The following is a 15,399-nucleotide window of genomic DNA, read 5'->3' as shown; positions in this document are numbered from 1 at the left end:
GAGTTGCCTGCGCGTCACACCCAGCTTCCTACCGGGTTCCGTCCCCATGCGGGGACGGAACCCGAAGGTTGATCACAACCACACACAGGCCCTAGAACCCAAGCAGCATCTGGGCCCCTATCTCCTGGTCAAGGCACTGTTTTTCCTGGCGCTGATGAAGCCCACCGACCCCGCACGCACGGACAAGCAGCTGAAGTGGCGCTTCCGCCGGCACCTATTGACGGAGGTTCTGGAGCAGTACGAGCGGACCGGAGCAGTCGACCCCGCGCGCTTTCCCACCCTGGGCGGCTTCGCCGCTCGGCGCGACACTGCTGGCCATCCGTGACCGGACTCGACGGTGTCGGCAGGCCGAAGGGGGAGGGGCCCGGCGGCGGCAGCATCGGCCGGACGCAGAATCCAGCCGCCGAGCTCACCCAGTTTCGCCTACTGCGCATCGCCGGAAACGTCGGGGCCCAGATCCGAACCGGATCTGGGCCTCCCTCCGTGATCGGGTTTAGTGGGACAGTCGCAGGTGCCAGCCAGCCGGGCCCTGGCCATCGTCTGCGGGGATGAGGCTTGGGGTGTAGGTCTCAGGGGCCAGGCGGCCGGCGTTCTCCCAGGCCGTGAGCCAGTCCCGCAGGACGGAAAGCGAGGGGGAGTCGGGGCTGTCGGCGAGGATCACGCCGTCCTGTTGGATGACGGCGGCTGTGTCGGGGGTGGTGTGGCCGATGGCCCACAGGTCTGGTCGGAGCCCGGCCATCGTGAGCTGCGGGTCGCCGAGGGCGGCGGCGAAGGTGCGCCAGCTTGGCCAGTCGACGTCGGCGTCTCCGCTCTCGTACGGTTCGGTGTGCTCGGCGTTCAGGAGCCTGTCCAGGGCGGTGCGGGCGCCGGTGTGCAGCTGGTCGTCCTGTTCCCGCCAGGCGAGGGAGATCCAGGAGGGGCCGGGGACACGGTTTTCCCAGTCCACCCAGCGGCCGGGAAGGTCGAGGTCACCCTTGGGGGAGGCGGTCGCCTCGATGTACCCACCGGTGAAAACCGCCTCCACAACAGGCCCTTCGTCGCGGATGCGGACCTTGGCGACGACCGTCATGTTGGGCACGTCGGCGATCGGCAGCGGCGCGACGATCAGCCCGTCGTCGGCGACCTGATCCGTCCATGCTTTGGGCAGCAGCGGCGGGGTGCACCAGGCCACCACCCGGTCGTACGGTGCCCGCTCACGGAAGCCGGCGGTGCCGTCGGCGGTGAAGCAGCGGGCGTTGTCCAGGCCCCGCTCGGCCAGGATGACGTTGGCCCAACGCGTCAGATAGGTGTCGATGTCGAGGCTGGTCACCTGCCCTTCGGGGCCCACAAGACGGGCGATCAACTCGGTGGAGTAGGCCGAGCCCGTGCCGAATTCGGCCACTCGCATGTGCGGCCGCAGATCCAGGGTGGTCAGTTCGCGGTGGATCACCACGGGATTGGAGCGGTGCGGCGTCGGGCCGCGACCTTCGTGGTGGGTGTAGTGGCGCTCGGGGACTTGCTCGGCGGCCAAGGCGACGGCGTTCACGGCTCACTCCTTCGAGGGTTGGGTACGCGTATGCGACAACTGCTCCGGGCGGGTGAAGGGCACGGCGCCCAGAGGGTCCGGGCGGGTCAGATCGTCAGGGCGGTGTGGTGGTGCCAGCCGGCATCGGTGTACTCGCCCACCGGGCCGTCTTCGGGCAGTTCGGCCCAGGCGTGGTACTCCACTGGCGGCAGGGAGAACCGGACTCCCACACACCAGTGCAGGCGGCGCCCGAGCAGGGCGGCGGCCAGGACCGCGCCGAGCGAGGTCTCCATACAGGCGGCGCGTCCCGGCCACAGCCGGCTGGTGTGCCGCACCGCTTCGACCAGTGCCTCCGCCTGCGCTGCGGTCAGCGGGCGGCGTCCGGTCCGCCGGGCGAAGCGGACTGCGCGTGCGATGTGGCGGAAGGGCAGCCGCAGCAGCACCAGGGCCAGCGCGAGGCCGGCCGCCGCTGTGCAGCGTTCGAGGAAGGTGCCGGTGCGGACAGTGGAGTACGCCTCCATGCTCGTCATCGCCACCGCCCCCACCAGATGCGACCGCGGCGCGGAGCTTCCGTGGCGGCGAGGCCCTGGGCGGTGAGTGCGGCGGCGACGGTACGGACGTCAGCGGCGGCCTGCTCGAAGCCGATGCCGTAGCGGGTGGCGTACTGCCCGGCGGCCTCTTCCTCGGTGGCGCCCGCCAGCAGGAGCATCACGGCAGCTGATGCGGTCGGGGTCAGATGCGTCCAGCGGCCGGTGCGCTCGTCCAGGAGGGCGCCGCCCTCGTCGGTGAGGACCGGATGGGTGCTCTCACAGTCGCCACATGGGAGTTCGCCTCCCACCAGGCCGGGGCGGTCTCCAGCTGCCGCAGCCTTCGGCGGCGACAGCGAGGTGCAGGGCGCCCTGGGCGGTGGGCTGTCCGGCCGCGGCCCGCTGGAGCATCGCGGCCACCGGTGCCTCGGTGACCAGGCCGGCGGCGGCCAGCCGGGAGGAAGGGCCGAGCAAATCCCACAGTACCGAGGCGTGTTCGCGCAGGCCGGCGTAGGCGAGGGCGCTGAAGCCACCCTTCGTCACCCGCGACAGAACGAAGGGCGGCAGCACGCCGGTACGGGCGAACGCTTCGCCCAGCAGCGGTTTGTAGCGGCCTGGGGCGCCGCGCTGGTCGGCAGGCACGGCCAGGCAGGACCGGATGACCTCGTTGTCCAGGAACGGGGCGGCGACCTCGATGCCGTGCCCGGCGAGCGCAATGTCACGCCACCCGGTGGTGTCCGCCCCCACCCGCGCGAGGTCCTGGTGGCCCGCCCACGCCGCCAGCCGGGAGGGCCCGTCGGTCAGTTCGGCGGCGACGTCGAGGGCGCTCGCGAGGCGGTCTCGTACGTCGGGGCTCATCCAGTCGGCGGTGGCCAGCAGCGGCGTCCAGGCCACCGGCCGCTCTGCCTGCGGCACCCACGGGCGCGGAGGGCGCCGCAGTTCGGCCGCTGTCTGCCGCCATGCCCCGGCGAGATCCGTACGGGCTGCCGGGCGGGCCCGCCGCAGCAGGGTCAAGGCGGAGGTGTGCCGCAGCCGGGCGTGGGCCTGCGCGTGCTGCCAGGCCCGTCGGTGCTGCCGCTCGCGCAGCAGATCCGCCAGATACGACGAGGGCGCCGACAGCACCGCGTCCCCGGCCGCACCGGTCAGGTGCACGCCCGCGGGGCGGCGTGCGGCGACGGTGTCCAGGACGGTGCGCTTGATGGCGGCCGTCACCACGTACGCGTTCGGAGCGTCGGTGACCGGCAGCGCCGAGAGGTCCTCAAGGCCGGCGTAGTAAACGGTGTCCGGGCTCCCGGGCACCGTACGGTGGGCGAGGCCCGGCACCGTGGCCGCGGTGCGCACCGCATACGCCAGGTCGTCGTCCCGCAGGCGTGCGTCGGCGAACGTCACCGCGGTCACCGGCCCGTGCTGGGTGGCCAGGCAGGCCAGCGTGGTGGAGTCCAGCCCCGCCAGATCCGCACTGACCGGCCGGCCGTCACACCGCGCACCGACGGCCTCGGTGAGTGCGGCTCGCACCGTGGGCGCGGCATCGCGCAGGTCCACCGGCTCGTACTCGGCCGGCTCGTACCGTACGGTGCCCGCGCCCTGCGGGGTGATCAGCAGCAGGTGCCCGGTCGGCACCCGGCTCACCGAGCGGAACAGGCTCCACTGCCCCAGGATGTCCGGCTGGGCCAGGGCGAGGTGGGCGGCCAGCGCCGTCGGATCGACCGGAGCTCCGTCCAGCGCCGCCAGCGCGACGGCGGAGGTCGACCACCATGTCCCGGCGCCGTCGGTCCGCCAGTACACCGGGTGCTGACCGGCCAGGTCACCGATCACCGCCAGGGTCTCGCCGCTGCGGGCGATGGTCAGGTAGGAGCCGGGCCAGCGGGTCAGCGCCCGCCACCCTTTCGCCCGCACCACCGGCAGGGCACGCTCCAGTTGGTCATCGTCGGCGCCGCATTCGCCGATCACCGCGAGCGCGACGGGGCCCTGGCCCACGGCGCGGACCCGTGCCCCCGGCCAGCCGACCGTCCATGTGCTGTCCAGGCCGGATACCGCCCGGCCCCCGGCGGGCAGCCGGTCGTGCCCGGTGCCGCCGTACCATCCCGCGCTCCACCTCATCGGCCTCTCCTCTATGCGTTCGTCGAAAGGGCGAAGGCGCCGGGCTGCCCGTCCCCGTGCCCCGGCACGAGAACGAACAGGCCCGGCGCCTCCTGGTGCCGGGGCCGGCCGTGGCGCTCATTGCCTGCCTGGCCCCGGCCGCTCACGCGGTCAGGCGTTCTTGTACTGGGTGTCGTCGGCGGTGTCGAAGCTGTTGGTGCCCAGCGTCACCGCGACGACGTCGCCGGCATCCAGGACGACCGGCGCGCTGTAGACGGGGGTGGTGGTCTGCTCCATGATCGAAACCTCCAGGTTCTTGCGTCTCCCGCGCCCTCCAGTGGGCGCGAGGCAGACGGCCGTACCGGGCCCGAACGGCAGGGCCGGGGGAACCGCTTGGACCCCGCCGCTCGGCCTGATGAACAGTCAACCCACGGCAGCGGTAGGGCGGTACGGTGGCGGGCAGGGCAAGCGGTATATCGGGTATACGGGCAGGTGCTCCCATGGTCACGCGCACGCCAAACCAGCAGCTCAAAGAGCTCGTCGCCGAATCCGGCCTGACCTACGCAGCTGTGGCCAAGGCGGTGCGCGCGGTGGCTGCCGAGTGCGGCACGTCTTTACGGACCAACAAGTCGACCGTCGAGCACTGGATCGCCGGCGTTACCCCCCAGGGCGACACCGGTCGTTACCTCGCCGTCGCGCTGTCCAGGCGCCTCGGCCGCCTGCTCACCCCGGCCGACCTCGGATTAGCTGAGCCTGAGGAGGATGACAGCATCGGGCTGGCCCTCGGGGCCGACCCGATCGATGCCCTGCTGCCGATGTGGAGGTTCGAGTTGGACCGGCGACGTTTCCTCACGTCCTCCGCGTACTCGGTGGCCGCAGCTGCTCTGCCCCTGACCTACGTGCAGGAGATCGCTGACCGCACCGCTGCGGCCCGCTCCGGTCACGCCGTCGGCATGGCCGAGGTCGCCGCCGTGCGCGACATGGTGCGCGTCTTCTCCGAGATGGACGAACGCCACGGCGGTCAACACGGCCGCAGCGCACTCGTGCAGTACCTGCGCGACGACGTCGCCCCCCTATGCCGGGGGCGCTTCCGCACAGGGGAAATCCGCCAGCACATGCTCTCCGCCGCCTCCCGCGGCGTGCACCTGCTGGGCTGGAAGTCCTACGACGCAGGCCAGCAAGGCCTCGCGCAGCGCTATTACCTTCAGTCCTACGCACTCGCCGTCGAATCCGACGTCACCGGGCACGACGGGTTCGTGATGCGCACGATGGCAATGCAAGGGCTCAAGCTGCACCGGCCTGAACACTGCCTCGGCCTGGCCGAGACAGGGCTGAATCGCGCCAAGGGCAAAGTCGATACCCAGACGGAATCCCTCTTCCGTGTCGTCCACGCCCACACCCTGGCCAAGGCCGGACAGCGCACGACCGCCCTCGCCGAAGCCGAGCGGGCAAGCGCCCTGCTGAGCGCAGACCCCGGCGACGAAGTGCCGTTCTGGGCCCTGGCCTGGGGACCTCCTGCCGCATCGGTGTACTCGCGCAACGCCAAGGTCTACGAGACGCTCGGCGACCACCGGACCGCCGCCGAGCAGTACGGCCGCGCCGCCGGCGCCCGCCCCGCCGGTACCTACGCGCGGATCGTCGCCCTGGACCTGGTCGCCGGCGCCGAAATGCAGCTCAAGCGCGGCCAGATCGAGCAAGCGTGCGCCACCTGGAACCGGGCCCTGGACCACATGGACGGCGTACGGTCCGTCCGCACCCGTAAGGCCGTCACCCGCATGCGCAGCGACCTCGCCCGCTTCCGCACCCGCGGCGTACGCTGCGCGGCCGAACTAGACGAACGCGCCATCGACTTCCTCGCCAGCGCCTGACGTGAGGCGACGTAGGGCAGGCGGGTCACGTCACGGGCCGGCAGCTCCTGGCTGATCGGGCGGTTCCGAACCTCGATGATCTCGTTCGGCTGCATGGTTCGGTTTCTCCTTCTCAGCGCAGTTGCTCGGCCAGTCCGACGATGATGCCCTCCGGGCCGCGGAGGTAGCAGAGCAGATAGCTGTCCTCGAACCGGGCGATCTCGCCGACGAGTTCGGCGCCGTGAGGGCGCAGTCGGGCAACGGTGTCCTCGATGTCGTCGACGGCGAACATGACGCGGTGCGTGCCCAGAATGTTGTGCGGCCGGTTGCGCGGCCCGGCGCTGATCACCGCGGGGCTGCGGTACTTCGCCAGTTCGAGCCGGCTGTGACCGTCCGGGGTCCGGACCATCGCGATGTCACAGCGGACGCCGTCGAGTCCGGTGCACTGGTCGGCGAAGAAGCCCTCGACCTCCCCCCTGCCCTCCAGCTCCATACCGAGTTCCACGAAGAACGCGATGGCGGCATCCATGTCCTCGACGACGATGCCGACGTTGTCCATCCGCTGAATCGCCATGCTGGTCTCTCCTTCTTCCTCTTCTCCCTCGTGCGGCCGGTGGTGGCCGCTGATGCCCCTGGGACGAAGCCGGTGGCACGTTCTCGACATCCGCAGACCGGCGACCTGCCCCGGACGCAGCCCCACCCTCGACAACAGCAGCATGATCAGCCGGTCCCTCGCCGACCGGCAGGCCCGGAACATCGCGACAACCTCTTCGTCACGCCCGAGGAAATCCGTGACCCCGGCGACCTGTCCAGCCCGGCGCCGACCACCGACCGGGAGCTGGAGATCGCCGAGCTGCTGATGACCGAGATGACGGGCGTGGACATCACCGAGCTGCACGACGACTACGCCCAGGCGCTGAACCTCCTCGTGGACACCCTCGCCGCCGGCGGACAGACGGCACCACCTGTTGAGCCGCAGCCGCCGGTGGACTTGATGGCCGCGCTGGAGGCCTCCGTGCGCGACGCCCGGCGCGCCCGCAATGGGGCCTAGGGCGCGTATCCAGTCGTGATCAATCGACGGGTTTGGCCCGCGTGGTGGAGCCTGATCCGGTAGATCGTCTTTGGTGACGCGAGTGCAACTTACCGATGCGGATTGGGAGTTCATCGGTCCGTACCTGCCGATTGGCGAGTACGGCCCGTACCCCGAACGGCTGAGGCAGCAGTTCGAGGGCGTGATCTGGCGGTTCAAGACGGGCGGTCAGTGGCGGGAGATGCCGCAGGAGTTCGGCGCCTGGTCGACCGTCCACAACCGCTTCCGGCAGTGGCCTGACGCCGGGGTCTTCGAGGCCCTGCTGGAGGGTGTGATCGCAGAGGCCGCGAAGCAGGGTGAGGTGGACCTGTCGCTGGTCAGCATCGACTCCACCACCGGGCGGGCCCACCACGACGCCGCTGGGATGCATCTGGGCCAGGACGTGCTCACCGCTCTGGAGAAGGCTTCCGCCGACGAGGAGAAGGTCAGGTCAAAGGGGGCGGTCTCGAAGAACAAGACGGACAGGAAGCCGAAGCCGATCCCGCGCGGGAGGAGCGACGACGCGTCCGGCGTCGTCGAAAGCTCCGGCTGAAGGCTGCCCTGCTCGGGCGCTCGCGGGGCGGGCAGACCTCCAAGGTCCGCCTGGCCGCCGACAGTCCGCAGTTCATTCCTGTGCTGGGGGAGATCCGCGTTCGCGGGCCCGTGGGACGCCCTCGCACCCGGCCGGACGTGGTCGCCGGGGACAGGGCCTACTCGTCCCGCGGCAACCGGGCCCACCTGCGCAGACGCGGTATCAAGGCAGTCATCCCGGAGAAGAAGGACCAGGCCGCCAACCGGAAGAGGAAGGGCCCCGGAGGCGGCCGGCCCGTCAGCCATGACGCCGACCTCTACAGGGAGAGGAACGCCGTCGAGCGCCTGATCAACAAGCTCAAAGCATGGCGAGGCATCGCCGCCCGACACGACAAGACCCCCGACAGCTACCTCGCCGGCCTCCACCTGCGCGCCTCGATGATCTGGATCAAAGACCTCACCCGAGGCACGTCTTGATCACAGCCCGGTCATGCCCTAGGGGCGGGCGTAAGGCCGAGTCATGACCTCCATGTTGTGACCGTCCGGGTCGTCGAAGTAGGCGCCGCGACCACCGAACAGAGTGTTGATCCGGCCGGGTTCGGTGTGGCTGGGGTCGGCGTAGTAGGTGACCCCGACCGCCTCCAGACGAGTGATCACGCCGTCGAACTGCTCGTCAGGAACGAGGAACGCGTAGTGCTGCGACTGGATCGGCTCGTCCCTCTTCTCGTAGTAGTCGAGCGTCACGCCGTTGCCGAGGTCGACGGGCAAGAACGGCCCGAACGGGGCGGCGACCTTCAGGCCCAGGATCACGGCGAGGAACTCGGCAGACAGGTACCGGTCGCTTGCGTAGACAGCCGTGTGGTTCAGCTGGACGCCAGCCGTCGGCAGCTCGGATTCATGCGGGTACTGCTGGTCATAGGGCATCAGTGGTGTATCTCCGGTCTTGGGATCCGCTGGAACGGGGCGCCGGATGCGGGCGCCGGAGCTAAGACGCGGAGAAGGGTGGCGGGCCTCTTGCCCGCCTCGTGCTCACGCCGAGGCCGGGAACCTCACTCGTGCGTGGCCCATGGCCGACCCGGCAGTCACCCGGCCGACCATAGCGACCATCACAGGCGGGGACAACACCGTTTATCGGCCGTGCTCTGGCCGTCGGTTGAGCCGCCATTGGAATCCGCCGCATCGCGGTCACGAGTGGAACCAGACAATGAGAGCAGCTGCGGTGATAGTGCCGAGGGAGACGTATCCGCGCTTGTCACAGCGGGTCGGAACAGACGGCGTTGACGAGGGTCAGGTGGTGGCCAGCAGCAGGTCCTCTCCGCTTGACGGGCGAAGGCCGTCGGTGCGATCGGCGAAGTAGCGATCGACGAGCAAGGCTCCCGGCACGTGTCGGGAGCCTTTGAAGCCGGCTTCGCTGGCCAGTGCCAGCATTTCCTGCGGGGTGTAGAAGCTGATGAACGGCGTCCCTGATGTTCGTGCCCCGTCTCCACTCGCCCGGAGGCCGGGGCGGTCGGCGGCATCGACCAGTTCGGTCGGCAGTAGGAAGGTCATGGCGAGCGTTGAGCCGGGTGCAAGCCCGGCAATCCGGCGCAGGGTGGCAGCGGTGGTGTCTTTGGTGAGGTACATGGTGACGCCGGTGGAGACGATGACCGCTGGCTGGCCGGGATCGAAGCCGGCAGTGGACAGCTGCTCGGACCAAGACGCGCCGGCCTCGAAGTCGACCGGCACCAGGTGCAGCCAGTCGGGGATGCCGTAGCCGAGTTCGACCAGGCGGTGGCGCTTGAAGGCTTGGGTGCCGGGCTGGTCGACCTCGAAGATCTGAAGGCGGGAGGCGAGATCCGGCTTGCGCTGGGCAAAGGTGTCCAGACCGGCTCCCAGGATGACGTACTGGGTCACGCCCCGGTCGGCCTGCTCGGCGATCAGGTCCTCGATGAAACGAGCGCGGGCCACGATGGCCGCCCGGAACCCGCTGGTGGCCTGAGGATCCATGTCGGGGCGGTTGCGCCAGCCGTCGCCGGGGGCCGCCAGACGCAGTCCGATCTCGTCCTCAACCACATGCGGGGGTGGGTCGACCTGGAGGTGTATCGCCCGCCACAGGGCGGTCCGCACCGCGGTGTTGTCCGGTGCCTCGATCTGCTCGTGCGCCATGGTGTTCCCCTTCGTCGCAGTCAGCTCTTGGCGGGAGCCTGGAGGCTCCACAGGCGCCCGTCGGGGTCGCGGACGGTCATCTCCTTGGTCCCGTAATGGGTGTCCTCGAACGGCTTGACCACCTCGACGACAGGATCGGGACGGAACGCGTCTGCGTCCGGCGCCGCCAGCACGATCCGCGTCTGGGGCTCTTGGTCCTGGGGAACCTCGGCGATGAACACGTAGGGACCGTCGCCGTTGCGGAGCTGGCCGGAGTTGTGGTCCGTCGCGAACTCCAGCTCGTAGCCCAGCGCCTGGAAGAACTTCGCCGCCTTGCCCCAGTTGTGCGTCGTCAGGAAAACGGCCTCGATACCTTCGGTCGTCATGTCAGGTCTCCTTCTCGGGCGATTGCTGATCGTTCCCTTGGGCGTCGTCGAGGTAGGCGCGCAGCGCGTCAGCGACGAGTGCTGACAACGACATGCCCGACTCGATGGCGCGGTACTTGACCTGCTTGATCAGTCCGATCGGCAGGTACACGTTGAATTGCTTGACTTCCTCATCACCCACACACGCAATCCTAGCATCCTAGGATGCTAGTAAGGGGTGGTGAACCAAACCACTCGACAGTCCGCTCCCGGGCGGTGTCGGCGGCCTTCGTGGCCGCCGCGACGGCGTCCGCGCCGTTCGGGTTGCGCCGGAACCAGCGCCACTTCTGTTCGGTCCGGAACGCCCGGACGTGGTCGGTGACGGCGGCGACGCCGGCTGCGTCGTCCAGGTCGGTGGGCCAGGTCGCGGCGGCCAGTCCGGCTCCACGACCAGGGCCTCGGTCCGGCACCGGTAGCCGCAGGCCTCGCACGCCAGCTCCTGGCGCACCGCGTTGGCGGCGGCCGCCGCCAACGCGCGTTCGGTCTCCGCCCGCTCCTAGTACTCCAGTCGCAGTTCGCTATCCCTGCTGGTCAGAGCCGTGATCCTGAGTGTACTTGGCTGACGTTCCGTCAGATTGCGGGAGTTCGTGACCTCGCGTGCGGTGGCGGTAGTGGCAGCGTCTGGCGATGGCTTGATGACGGCGGCGCCAGCGGGACCAGCTCAGCGCGTGGCCGGTGCGCCGAAGGTGGGTCAGTGAGGGACGGTCAACTGCCATGGCGGTGCGCACGTCCTCGACAAGGGCGTCGGTGTAGTGGGGGTGGGCGTCCTTGTAGGCGTCGCGGTCCACCCGCACCGCCCCGCCCCGCCGCTGCAGCGCGGCGTGCACCAGGTCGACGACCAGCGTCTTGCCGCTGCCGGGCTGCCCGGCGACGAACACCACGACCGGACGGCCCGTGCGGGGCTGAGGCACCGCGCCGTCCAGGACGCTCGGCAAGACGATTCCGGCCAGGACCTCCTCGGACCAGTCGCCCGATACGGCCTGTCCCGCGAGCTTCGCCGATGGCGGCGCGGGACAGGGGCGGCAGTGGGGCGAACTCACGTGGTCCTCCAGAAACGGACTGGTGCCGAGCGGAACACGATCGTACAACCAACGCCAAATCACTGTCCAATGAGCGTCAAATCAACTTCTAGAATCTGCCCAGCTCATGTACGCTACGCGTATGAGTGATGACGAATTCGCAGGTGTGGAAGCCCTGCTGGAGGAAGCGCGACTGGCCGCGGCGATGCCCGAGCCGCCCGAGCGCCGCCGTCTGCGCGACGCCGCCGGCCTCAAGGTCGCCCAGGTCGCCGCGGCCTGCGGCGTCAGCCGTCAGACGATCACCAACTGGGAAGAGGGCAGCAGCGAGCCGCAGCCGCCCGGACGCCTCAAGTACCTCCGCCTCCTGGAGGGCCTTGCCCGCATCCACCCGGCCCCCGCAGGCCCCTCGGCCGCCGTCCAGGAGCCGACCGTGACAGCGCCGGCGTTCGTCGCGCCGGAGGCCGCGCAGACCGCACGGGGTGCCGACGGGCTGGCCATCCAAGGGGAGCCGGGCCCGTGCATCCGCTGCGGCGTCACCACGCCCTACCAGTCCACCGACGGCCGCCCCCTGCACCCCGGCGCCATGTGCCAGCCCCCGGCGGCCGCCACGACCCCGCAGCCCGCTCCCGCCGCGCAGCCCGCCCCCGCACCGGCGCCGCCGGCTCCGGCCTCACCCGTCCCGGCCCCCGTCCCCACGCGCCCGCAGCGCCGCGCGAAGTCCGCCGCCCGCGCCCAGGACGAGATCCACGCCCTGATCACCCGCGCCGTGCACGAGGAGCTGGAGCGCGCCGAAGGCGACACCGAGGCCGCACTGAAGGTGCTGATCAAGCGCGCCATCCCGGACGTCATGGCGATGTTCGAAGAGACCCGAGCGACCGCCCGCTACAAATTCACCGCCTACCCGGCGCTGCCGGACATCCTCAAGAAGCCCTCGAAGAAGGAACCGGACCAGATCTGGGAGGCCCGCCCCGCCTTCCACCACCCCGACTTCTCCCTCAAGCTCCCCGGCAGCGTCCAGGTCACCGCCCTGGACGCCAACGCCGCCTACCTCTCCGCCCTCAAGTGCTGGCTGCCGATCGGGAAGCTGGAGCACACCACCGGTGCCGACGGCGTGGACCCCAAGCGCTCCGGCGTCCACCTGATCACCCCCGACGAATGGCACCACCCGCACCTGCCCAACCCCCTCGGCGACCGCGACACCGACGGGGCACTGTGGGTCACAGACGCCACTCTCAGGCTGCTAATGCGCCTCTCCCAACCGAAATACGGCCTTATTCGCGCACCCGAGATTCACGAATCATGGACGTCCGGCGCGACAGAGAATTTCCTCGACGCGCTCCGCAAAATTCTCACCGCCGCGCGGGCGAAGGCGATCGAAGATGAGGACACGATCACCAACGAGTACGTCAAGGCGATGTATTCGAAGTTCGTTTCCACAATGGGCGAGTCGATTCACAACCGGGAAATGGTCCGCCAAGACTGGATGCACAACATCCACAGCCAGGCGTACGCCAACCTCTGGGGCAAGGCCTATAAGGCCCACCAGGCCGGCCTGGACGTCATCGCGATGGTGGGCACCGACGAGCTGCACGTCACCGGCGACTGGCGCCAGGTATTCCCCGAGGGCCGCGGCGTGACCGACATGAAGATCAAGTACAGCGACGCCAAGGCCTCCGGTGAGTACACCGTCGGGCAGGTGACCCGCTGATGGCTGGCACCGAGCAAGGCCGTTGGACAGACCTGGGCGCCTACCGGGCCCGCGGTAAGGCTGGCTGGAAGGCCCTGCGGGAAGGGCTCGACCACATGGTCACCGGCATCGAGTCACCCGTCTCCTCCGAGCGCGGCCTGGCCGCCCGCCTGCGCTACCTCACCGCCTCCGACGCCGGCTACGAGGCCATGGACCGCGCCGGCATCCACGTCCGGCCCCGTACCCTGATCGCCTGGCTCGCCGAAGAAACGACCCCCAACAAGGCCAACCTCGCCCGCCTGGACGCTGCGTACTGGGAACTGCGCCGACGCAACGTCGTCGCCGACCTCAAACGCCGCCTGAACAACCACGGCCGCGGAACCCGCATCGAGATCGACCCCGTCGACCAGTCCCAGGTCCACCACCGCCACCAGCGCGCCCTGGAAACCCGCGACATCAACGTCCGCGGAGGCGTGTGGGACCGCGCCGTCGACGCCTGGAGCGCCGGCGACACCAACGAGCTGGACGCCATCTGGGACGAAATCATCCAGGCCCTCGGCACCGACTGGGACGCCTACACCTACGTCTCCTCCGTCGGCTGGGCAGCCTGACCCACACGAAGGAAGGTCCCGGAGTCACTCCAATTGACTCCGGGACCTTCGCCGTCACCGTACCCCCGTGGCACCCAGCACCCGCGATTGTTCAGAGCTGCGGAGCCCGCAGAACAAGTCATCGGTACAAGCAACCTCAAACGAACGCCGCCAGTCAGTTCGCCTGCGGGGGCGGCAGCGGCACTTTCCCGAGCAGCTGGCGGGACGACAGCTCGATCACTGGGGCGGACGGAGACAGTAACTCCCGGAACGCCGCCAAGGGGCCGGGTGGTGGTGGGGGTGGTGTTGCAACACCACGCCTTAGAAAGCGGGTACGGGCGCTACCTTCTGCGAAGTAGCGCCTCTGCCTCAAGCGCAGGTCCCAGACGCTTGGCTCCAGGCGCGCTCTGATATGGCGCGGAGTGGGTTCGTAAAGGCCAGCTGCTCGTGTCGTCGTCGAGACTGTGGGGCTCTCGGAGAAGCCCAGGAACGCCTTGACCGCCTCGCGGCGCGCGGCCGTGAAGTCGAGGCTGGGGAAGTATTCGCTGCGCGGCGTAGACGACAGGGAGATCTCGCGGCAGGCCCTTAGAGCCCTGGCCTCGGTGCTGGTGTAAGCAGGGTGTGCTGGTGACAGCCAGGCCTGCGTAACGGTCGCGCCGAGACGGTGCGCTTCTGTACGCAGGGTCTGAAGGCGGGAGTGAGGTTGTGCCGTGGAGCCCACCTTGACGTACGACACATCGCCCGTGATGGCGAGCACGTAGACGAACCCTGTCCCTTCTGGCGCCCGACTCGGGACTGCGTATGTCCTGAAGAAGTGCAGTAACCAACCGCGCGGATCGTTGTGTACCAGCTCGAGCATGTTCCACCCCTCGGATCTGTTCCAGGACAGTGAATCGAAGGGGTCTGACAGCAGCCATGCCTGCTCTCGCGATCTCGTCTGGGCGCACCCGCCGAAAGGAGGTCACTCGAAGTGCTGTGCACCGCCTCTGCGTTGAGCGGATAGGACCGGTGCGGAGACCAGGCGCCCAGCCGGATCAGCCCCTGTACGAGTAGGTGGCGGTACCCTTCAGCGCCTTGCCGTCATCCAGCTTGCCGAGTTCGAACATGAAATTGCCGGGCTTCGTCCCGTCCCCCAACGTGGCCCTCGCCCCTGGACGGCACTTGATGACCGCCCTCTCCAATTCCTGGTTCCAGCCGTCGGTGTCCCACAGCACCACCGTCATGTCGCTGTTTGGCCGGTTGCACTTGATGACCCTGAAGGCAATGGCACCGCCGGCGGTCTTGAACTCCGGCGTCTGCCACAGATGCTCGAAGTTAAAACTGACTGTCCGGCTCGCTGCGTAGGCCTGCACGGTCTGCGTGACAGCGAGGGCAGCGGCACAGCAAGCGGTCGCGGCGATGCGGGCCAGGTGCCGCAACACGGTGCGCGAACTGGTCATTTGGGCCTCATTCAGCAGGTAGACACGACTCGCATCTCATCCTGTCGGCCTGGGCGGATAGGAGTTATTACACGCCCGGGTGGTGCGTCCATCGCGGCATTGACCGATCCGCCCGGCCGCCGCGCTCGACTACGACCTGCACGAGCGGGCCCTCATCACCGAACTCCAGCTACCCCGGCGACGTCGCGGACCTTTGACGAACCCGCGGTGCGCGGTGGTCCGCCAGGCAGATCCGCCGGCGACCCCACGCCGCGATGCGCCACGCCGTTGGTGACCTGACTGCCACCACGCCGACGTTCTGGCGCCGCTGTGCGACGCGATCGACGAAGAACTCGGCACAGCCTGGCGACCCCCGCGCCGCGCTACCGCTGCGCCCTGTGGTGTGAGGGGAGTCGTCAGCGAAGCGTCGGGTCGTTCATGACGGGACCCAATCGGGGGACATTGCATCCCGGGGCTCCGCGCTCTGAGCTTGTTCCGCTTTGACGGACACCATTGGTGTGGTGGTCAGGCTGCGAGTGCGGTCTCATATTCGGCGGGACTGCGGTAGCCGAGGCTGCT

At 69.3% G+C, this 15,399-nt stretch carries 16 protein-coding genes and 2 pseudogenes; 6 read left to right on the top strand and 12 right to left on the bottom strand.

From position 1 onward, the window contains the following. Window positions 1-325: pseudogene (locus ACWGJY_RS36065) on the top strand (hypothetical protein); the annotation flags it as partial. A gap of 168 nt (window positions 326-493) precedes the next feature. Here ACWGJY_RS36065 and ACWGJY_RS36060 read toward each other — a convergent pair. The 5 genes from ACWGJY_RS36060 to ACWGJY_RS36040 form a co-directional block, all read right to left on the bottom strand. Next, a complete protein-coding gene (locus ACWGJY_RS36060; RefSeq protein ID WP_453265121.1) occupies window positions 494-1,525 on the bottom strand; it encodes a protein-L-isoaspartate O-methyltransferase family protein in 1,032 nt (343 codons plus the stop codon). A gap of 86 nt (window positions 1,526-1,611) precedes the next feature. Continuing rightward, a complete protein-coding gene (locus ACWGJY_RS36055) occupies window positions 1,612-2,034 on the bottom strand; it encodes a lasso peptide biosynthesis B2 protein (RefSeq protein ID WP_453265122.1) in 423 nt (140 codons plus the stop codon). Next, on the bottom strand, window positions 2,031-2,342 hold the full coding sequence (locus ACWGJY_RS36050; RefSeq protein ID WP_453265120.1) for a PqqD family peptide modification chaperone: 312 nt from the start codon (window positions 2,340-2,342) through the stop codon (window positions 2,031-2,033). Before ACWGJY_RS36050 ends, ACWGJY_RS36055 begins: the two co-directional genes overlap by 4 nt. Continuing rightward, window positions 2,311-4,131: an albusnodin/ikarugamycin family macrolactam cyclase gene (locus ACWGJY_RS36045; protein ID WP_453265119.1), complete on the bottom strand. Its 1,821-nt coding sequence runs from the start codon at window positions 4,129-4,131 to the stop codon at window positions 2,311-2,313. Before ACWGJY_RS36045 ends, ACWGJY_RS36050 begins: the two co-directional genes overlap by 32 nt. Window positions 4,132-4,281: 150 nt before the next feature. After that, entirely contained in the window at window positions 4,282-4,407 is a 126-nt protein-coding gene (locus ACWGJY_RS36040) for a lasso RiPP family leader peptide-containing protein (protein WP_453265118.1), read from the bottom strand. A gap of 203 nt (window positions 4,408-4,610) precedes the next feature. Between ACWGJY_RS36040 and ACWGJY_RS36035 the strand changes: the two genes are divergently transcribed. Continuing rightward, a complete protein-coding gene (locus ACWGJY_RS36035; RefSeq protein WP_453265117.1) occupies window positions 4,611-5,978 on the top strand; it encodes a tetratricopeptide repeat protein in 1,368 nt (455 codons plus the stop codon). Between the two features lie 112 nt (window positions 5,979-6,090). Here the strand turns inward: ACWGJY_RS36035 and ACWGJY_RS36030 are convergent, their stop codons facing one another. Next, on the bottom strand, window positions 6,091-6,531 hold the full coding sequence (locus tag ACWGJY_RS36030; protein WP_453265116.1) for a VOC family protein: 441 nt from the start codon (window positions 6,529-6,531) through the stop codon (window positions 6,091-6,093). A 72-nt stretch (window positions 6,532-6,603) separates the two neighbouring features. Between ACWGJY_RS36030 and ACWGJY_RS36025 the strand changes: the two genes are divergently transcribed. Together ACWGJY_RS36025 and ACWGJY_RS36020 are read left to right on the top strand one after the other, a co-directional pair. Continuing rightward, window positions 6,604-7,008 carry a hypothetical protein gene (locus ACWGJY_RS36025; RefSeq protein ID WP_453265115.1) on the top strand — a complete coding sequence of 135 codons (405 nt, stop codon included), beginning with the start codon at window positions 6,604-6,606 and terminating at the stop codon, window positions 7,006-7,008. A 73-nt stretch (window positions 7,009-7,081) separates the two neighbouring features. Continuing rightward, a pseudogene (locus ACWGJY_RS36020) lies at window positions 7,082-8,034 on the top strand (transposase). Window positions 8,035-8,052: 18 nt separating this feature from the next. Here ACWGJY_RS36020 and ACWGJY_RS36015 read toward each other — a convergent pair. From ACWGJY_RS36015 to ACWGJY_RS35995, 5 genes are all read right to left on the bottom strand, one after another. After that, on the bottom strand, window positions 8,053-8,481 hold the full coding sequence (locus ACWGJY_RS36015; RefSeq protein WP_453265114.1) for a VOC family protein: 429 nt from the start codon (window positions 8,479-8,481) through the stop codon (window positions 8,053-8,055). Between the two features lie 363 nt (window positions 8,482-8,844). Next, window positions 8,845-9,702: a class I SAM-dependent methyltransferase gene (locus tag ACWGJY_RS36010; protein ID WP_453265113.1), complete on the bottom strand. Its 858-nt coding sequence runs from the start codon at window positions 9,700-9,702 to the stop codon at window positions 8,845-8,847. Between the two features lie 20 nt (window positions 9,703-9,722). Beyond that, window positions 9,723-10,067 (bottom strand): VOC family protein, encoded by a 345-nt coding sequence (locus ACWGJY_RS36005; RefSeq protein ID WP_328315680.1) that lies wholly within the window; start codon window positions 10,065-10,067, stop codon window positions 9,723-9,725. Window position 10,068: 1 nt separating this feature from the next. Continuing rightward, the gene (locus ACWGJY_RS36000) at window positions 10,069-10,248 is read right to left on the bottom strand and encodes a ribbon-helix-helix domain-containing protein (RefSeq protein WP_328315679.1); all 180 of its coding nucleotides are present in this window, start codon (window positions 10,246-10,248) and stop codon (window positions 10,069-10,071) included. A 376-nt stretch (window positions 10,249-10,624) separates the two neighbouring features. Continuing rightward, a complete protein-coding gene (locus ACWGJY_RS35995; RefSeq protein WP_453265112.1) occupies window positions 10,625-11,146 on the bottom strand; it encodes a zeta toxin family protein in 522 nt (173 codons plus the stop codon). 121 nt (window positions 11,147-11,267) lie between these two features. Between ACWGJY_RS35995 and ACWGJY_RS35990 the strand changes: the two genes are divergently transcribed. Next, window positions 11,268-12,833 carry a helix-turn-helix domain-containing protein gene (locus ACWGJY_RS35990; protein WP_453265111.1) on the top strand — a complete coding sequence of 522 codons (1,566 nt, stop codon included), beginning with the start codon at window positions 11,268-11,270 and terminating at the stop codon, window positions 12,831-12,833. Next, a complete protein-coding gene (locus ACWGJY_RS35985; RefSeq protein ID WP_453265110.1) occupies window positions 12,833-13,423 on the top strand; it encodes a transcriptional regulator in 591 nt (196 codons plus the stop codon). The genes ACWGJY_RS35990 and ACWGJY_RS35985 overlap by 1 nt, the downstream gene beginning before the upstream one ends. Window positions 13,424-14,436: 1,013 nt before the next feature. On the opposite strand, the gene ACWGJY_RS35980 is transcribed toward ACWGJY_RS35985, so the two are convergent. Beyond that, a complete protein-coding gene (locus ACWGJY_RS35980) occupies window positions 14,437-14,841 on the bottom strand; it encodes a hypothetical protein (RefSeq protein WP_453265109.1) in 405 nt (134 codons plus the stop codon). Window positions 14,842-15,399 lie beyond the last annotated feature (558 nt).

It is taken from the genome of Streptomyces sp. NPDC054765 (assembly GCF_053612065.1).
Note: the sequence above shows the minus strand (reverse complement) of the source record. Positions and strands in the feature narration are given on the sequence as shown.

Bases quoted from the DNA above. Each gene is read 5' to 3' on its own strand.
- ACWGJY_RS36030 (WP_453265116.1), bottom strand. From the start codon at position 6,531: ATGGCGATTCAGCGGATGGACAACGTCGGCATCGTCGTCGAGGACATG.
- ACWGJY_RS36010 (WP_453265113.1), bottom strand. From the start codon at position 9,702: ATGGCGCACGAGCAGATCGAGGCACCGGACAACACCGCGGTGCGGACC.
- ACWGJY_RS35985 (WP_453265110.1), top strand. From the start codon at position 12,833: ATGGCTGGCACCGAGCAAGGCCGTTGGACAGACCTGGGCGCCTACCGG.
- ACWGJY_RS36035 (WP_453265117.1), top strand. From the start codon at position 4,611: ATGGTCACGCGCACGCCAAACCAGCAGCTCAAAGAGCTCGTCGCCGAA.
- ACWGJY_RS36005 (WP_328315680.1), bottom strand. From the start codon at position 10,067: ATGACGACCGAAGGTATCGAGGCCGTTTTCCTGACGACGCACAACTGG.
- ACWGJY_RS36045 (WP_453265119.1), bottom strand. From the start codon at position 4,131: ATGAGGTGGAGCGCGGGATGGTACGGCGGCACCGGGCACGACCGGCTG.
- ACWGJY_RS36040 (WP_453265118.1), bottom strand. From the start codon at position 4,407: ATGGAGCAGACCACCACCCCCGTCTACAGCGCGCCGGTCGTCCTGGAT.
- ACWGJY_RS36015 (WP_453265114.1), bottom strand. From the start codon at position 8,481: ATGCCCTATGACCAGCAGTACCCGCATGAATCCGAGCTGCCGACGGCT.
- ACWGJY_RS36055 (WP_453265122.1), bottom strand. From the start codon at position 2,034: ATGACGAGCATGGAGGCGTACTCCACTGTCCGCACCGGCACCTTCCTC.
- ACWGJY_RS35990 (WP_453265111.1), top strand. From the start codon at position 11,268: ATGAGTGATGACGAATTCGCAGGTGTGGAAGCCCTGCTGGAGGAAGCG.
- ACWGJY_RS35980 (WP_453265109.1), bottom strand. From the start codon at position 14,841: ATGACCAGTTCGCGCACCGTGTTGCGGCACCTGGCCCGCATCGCCGCG.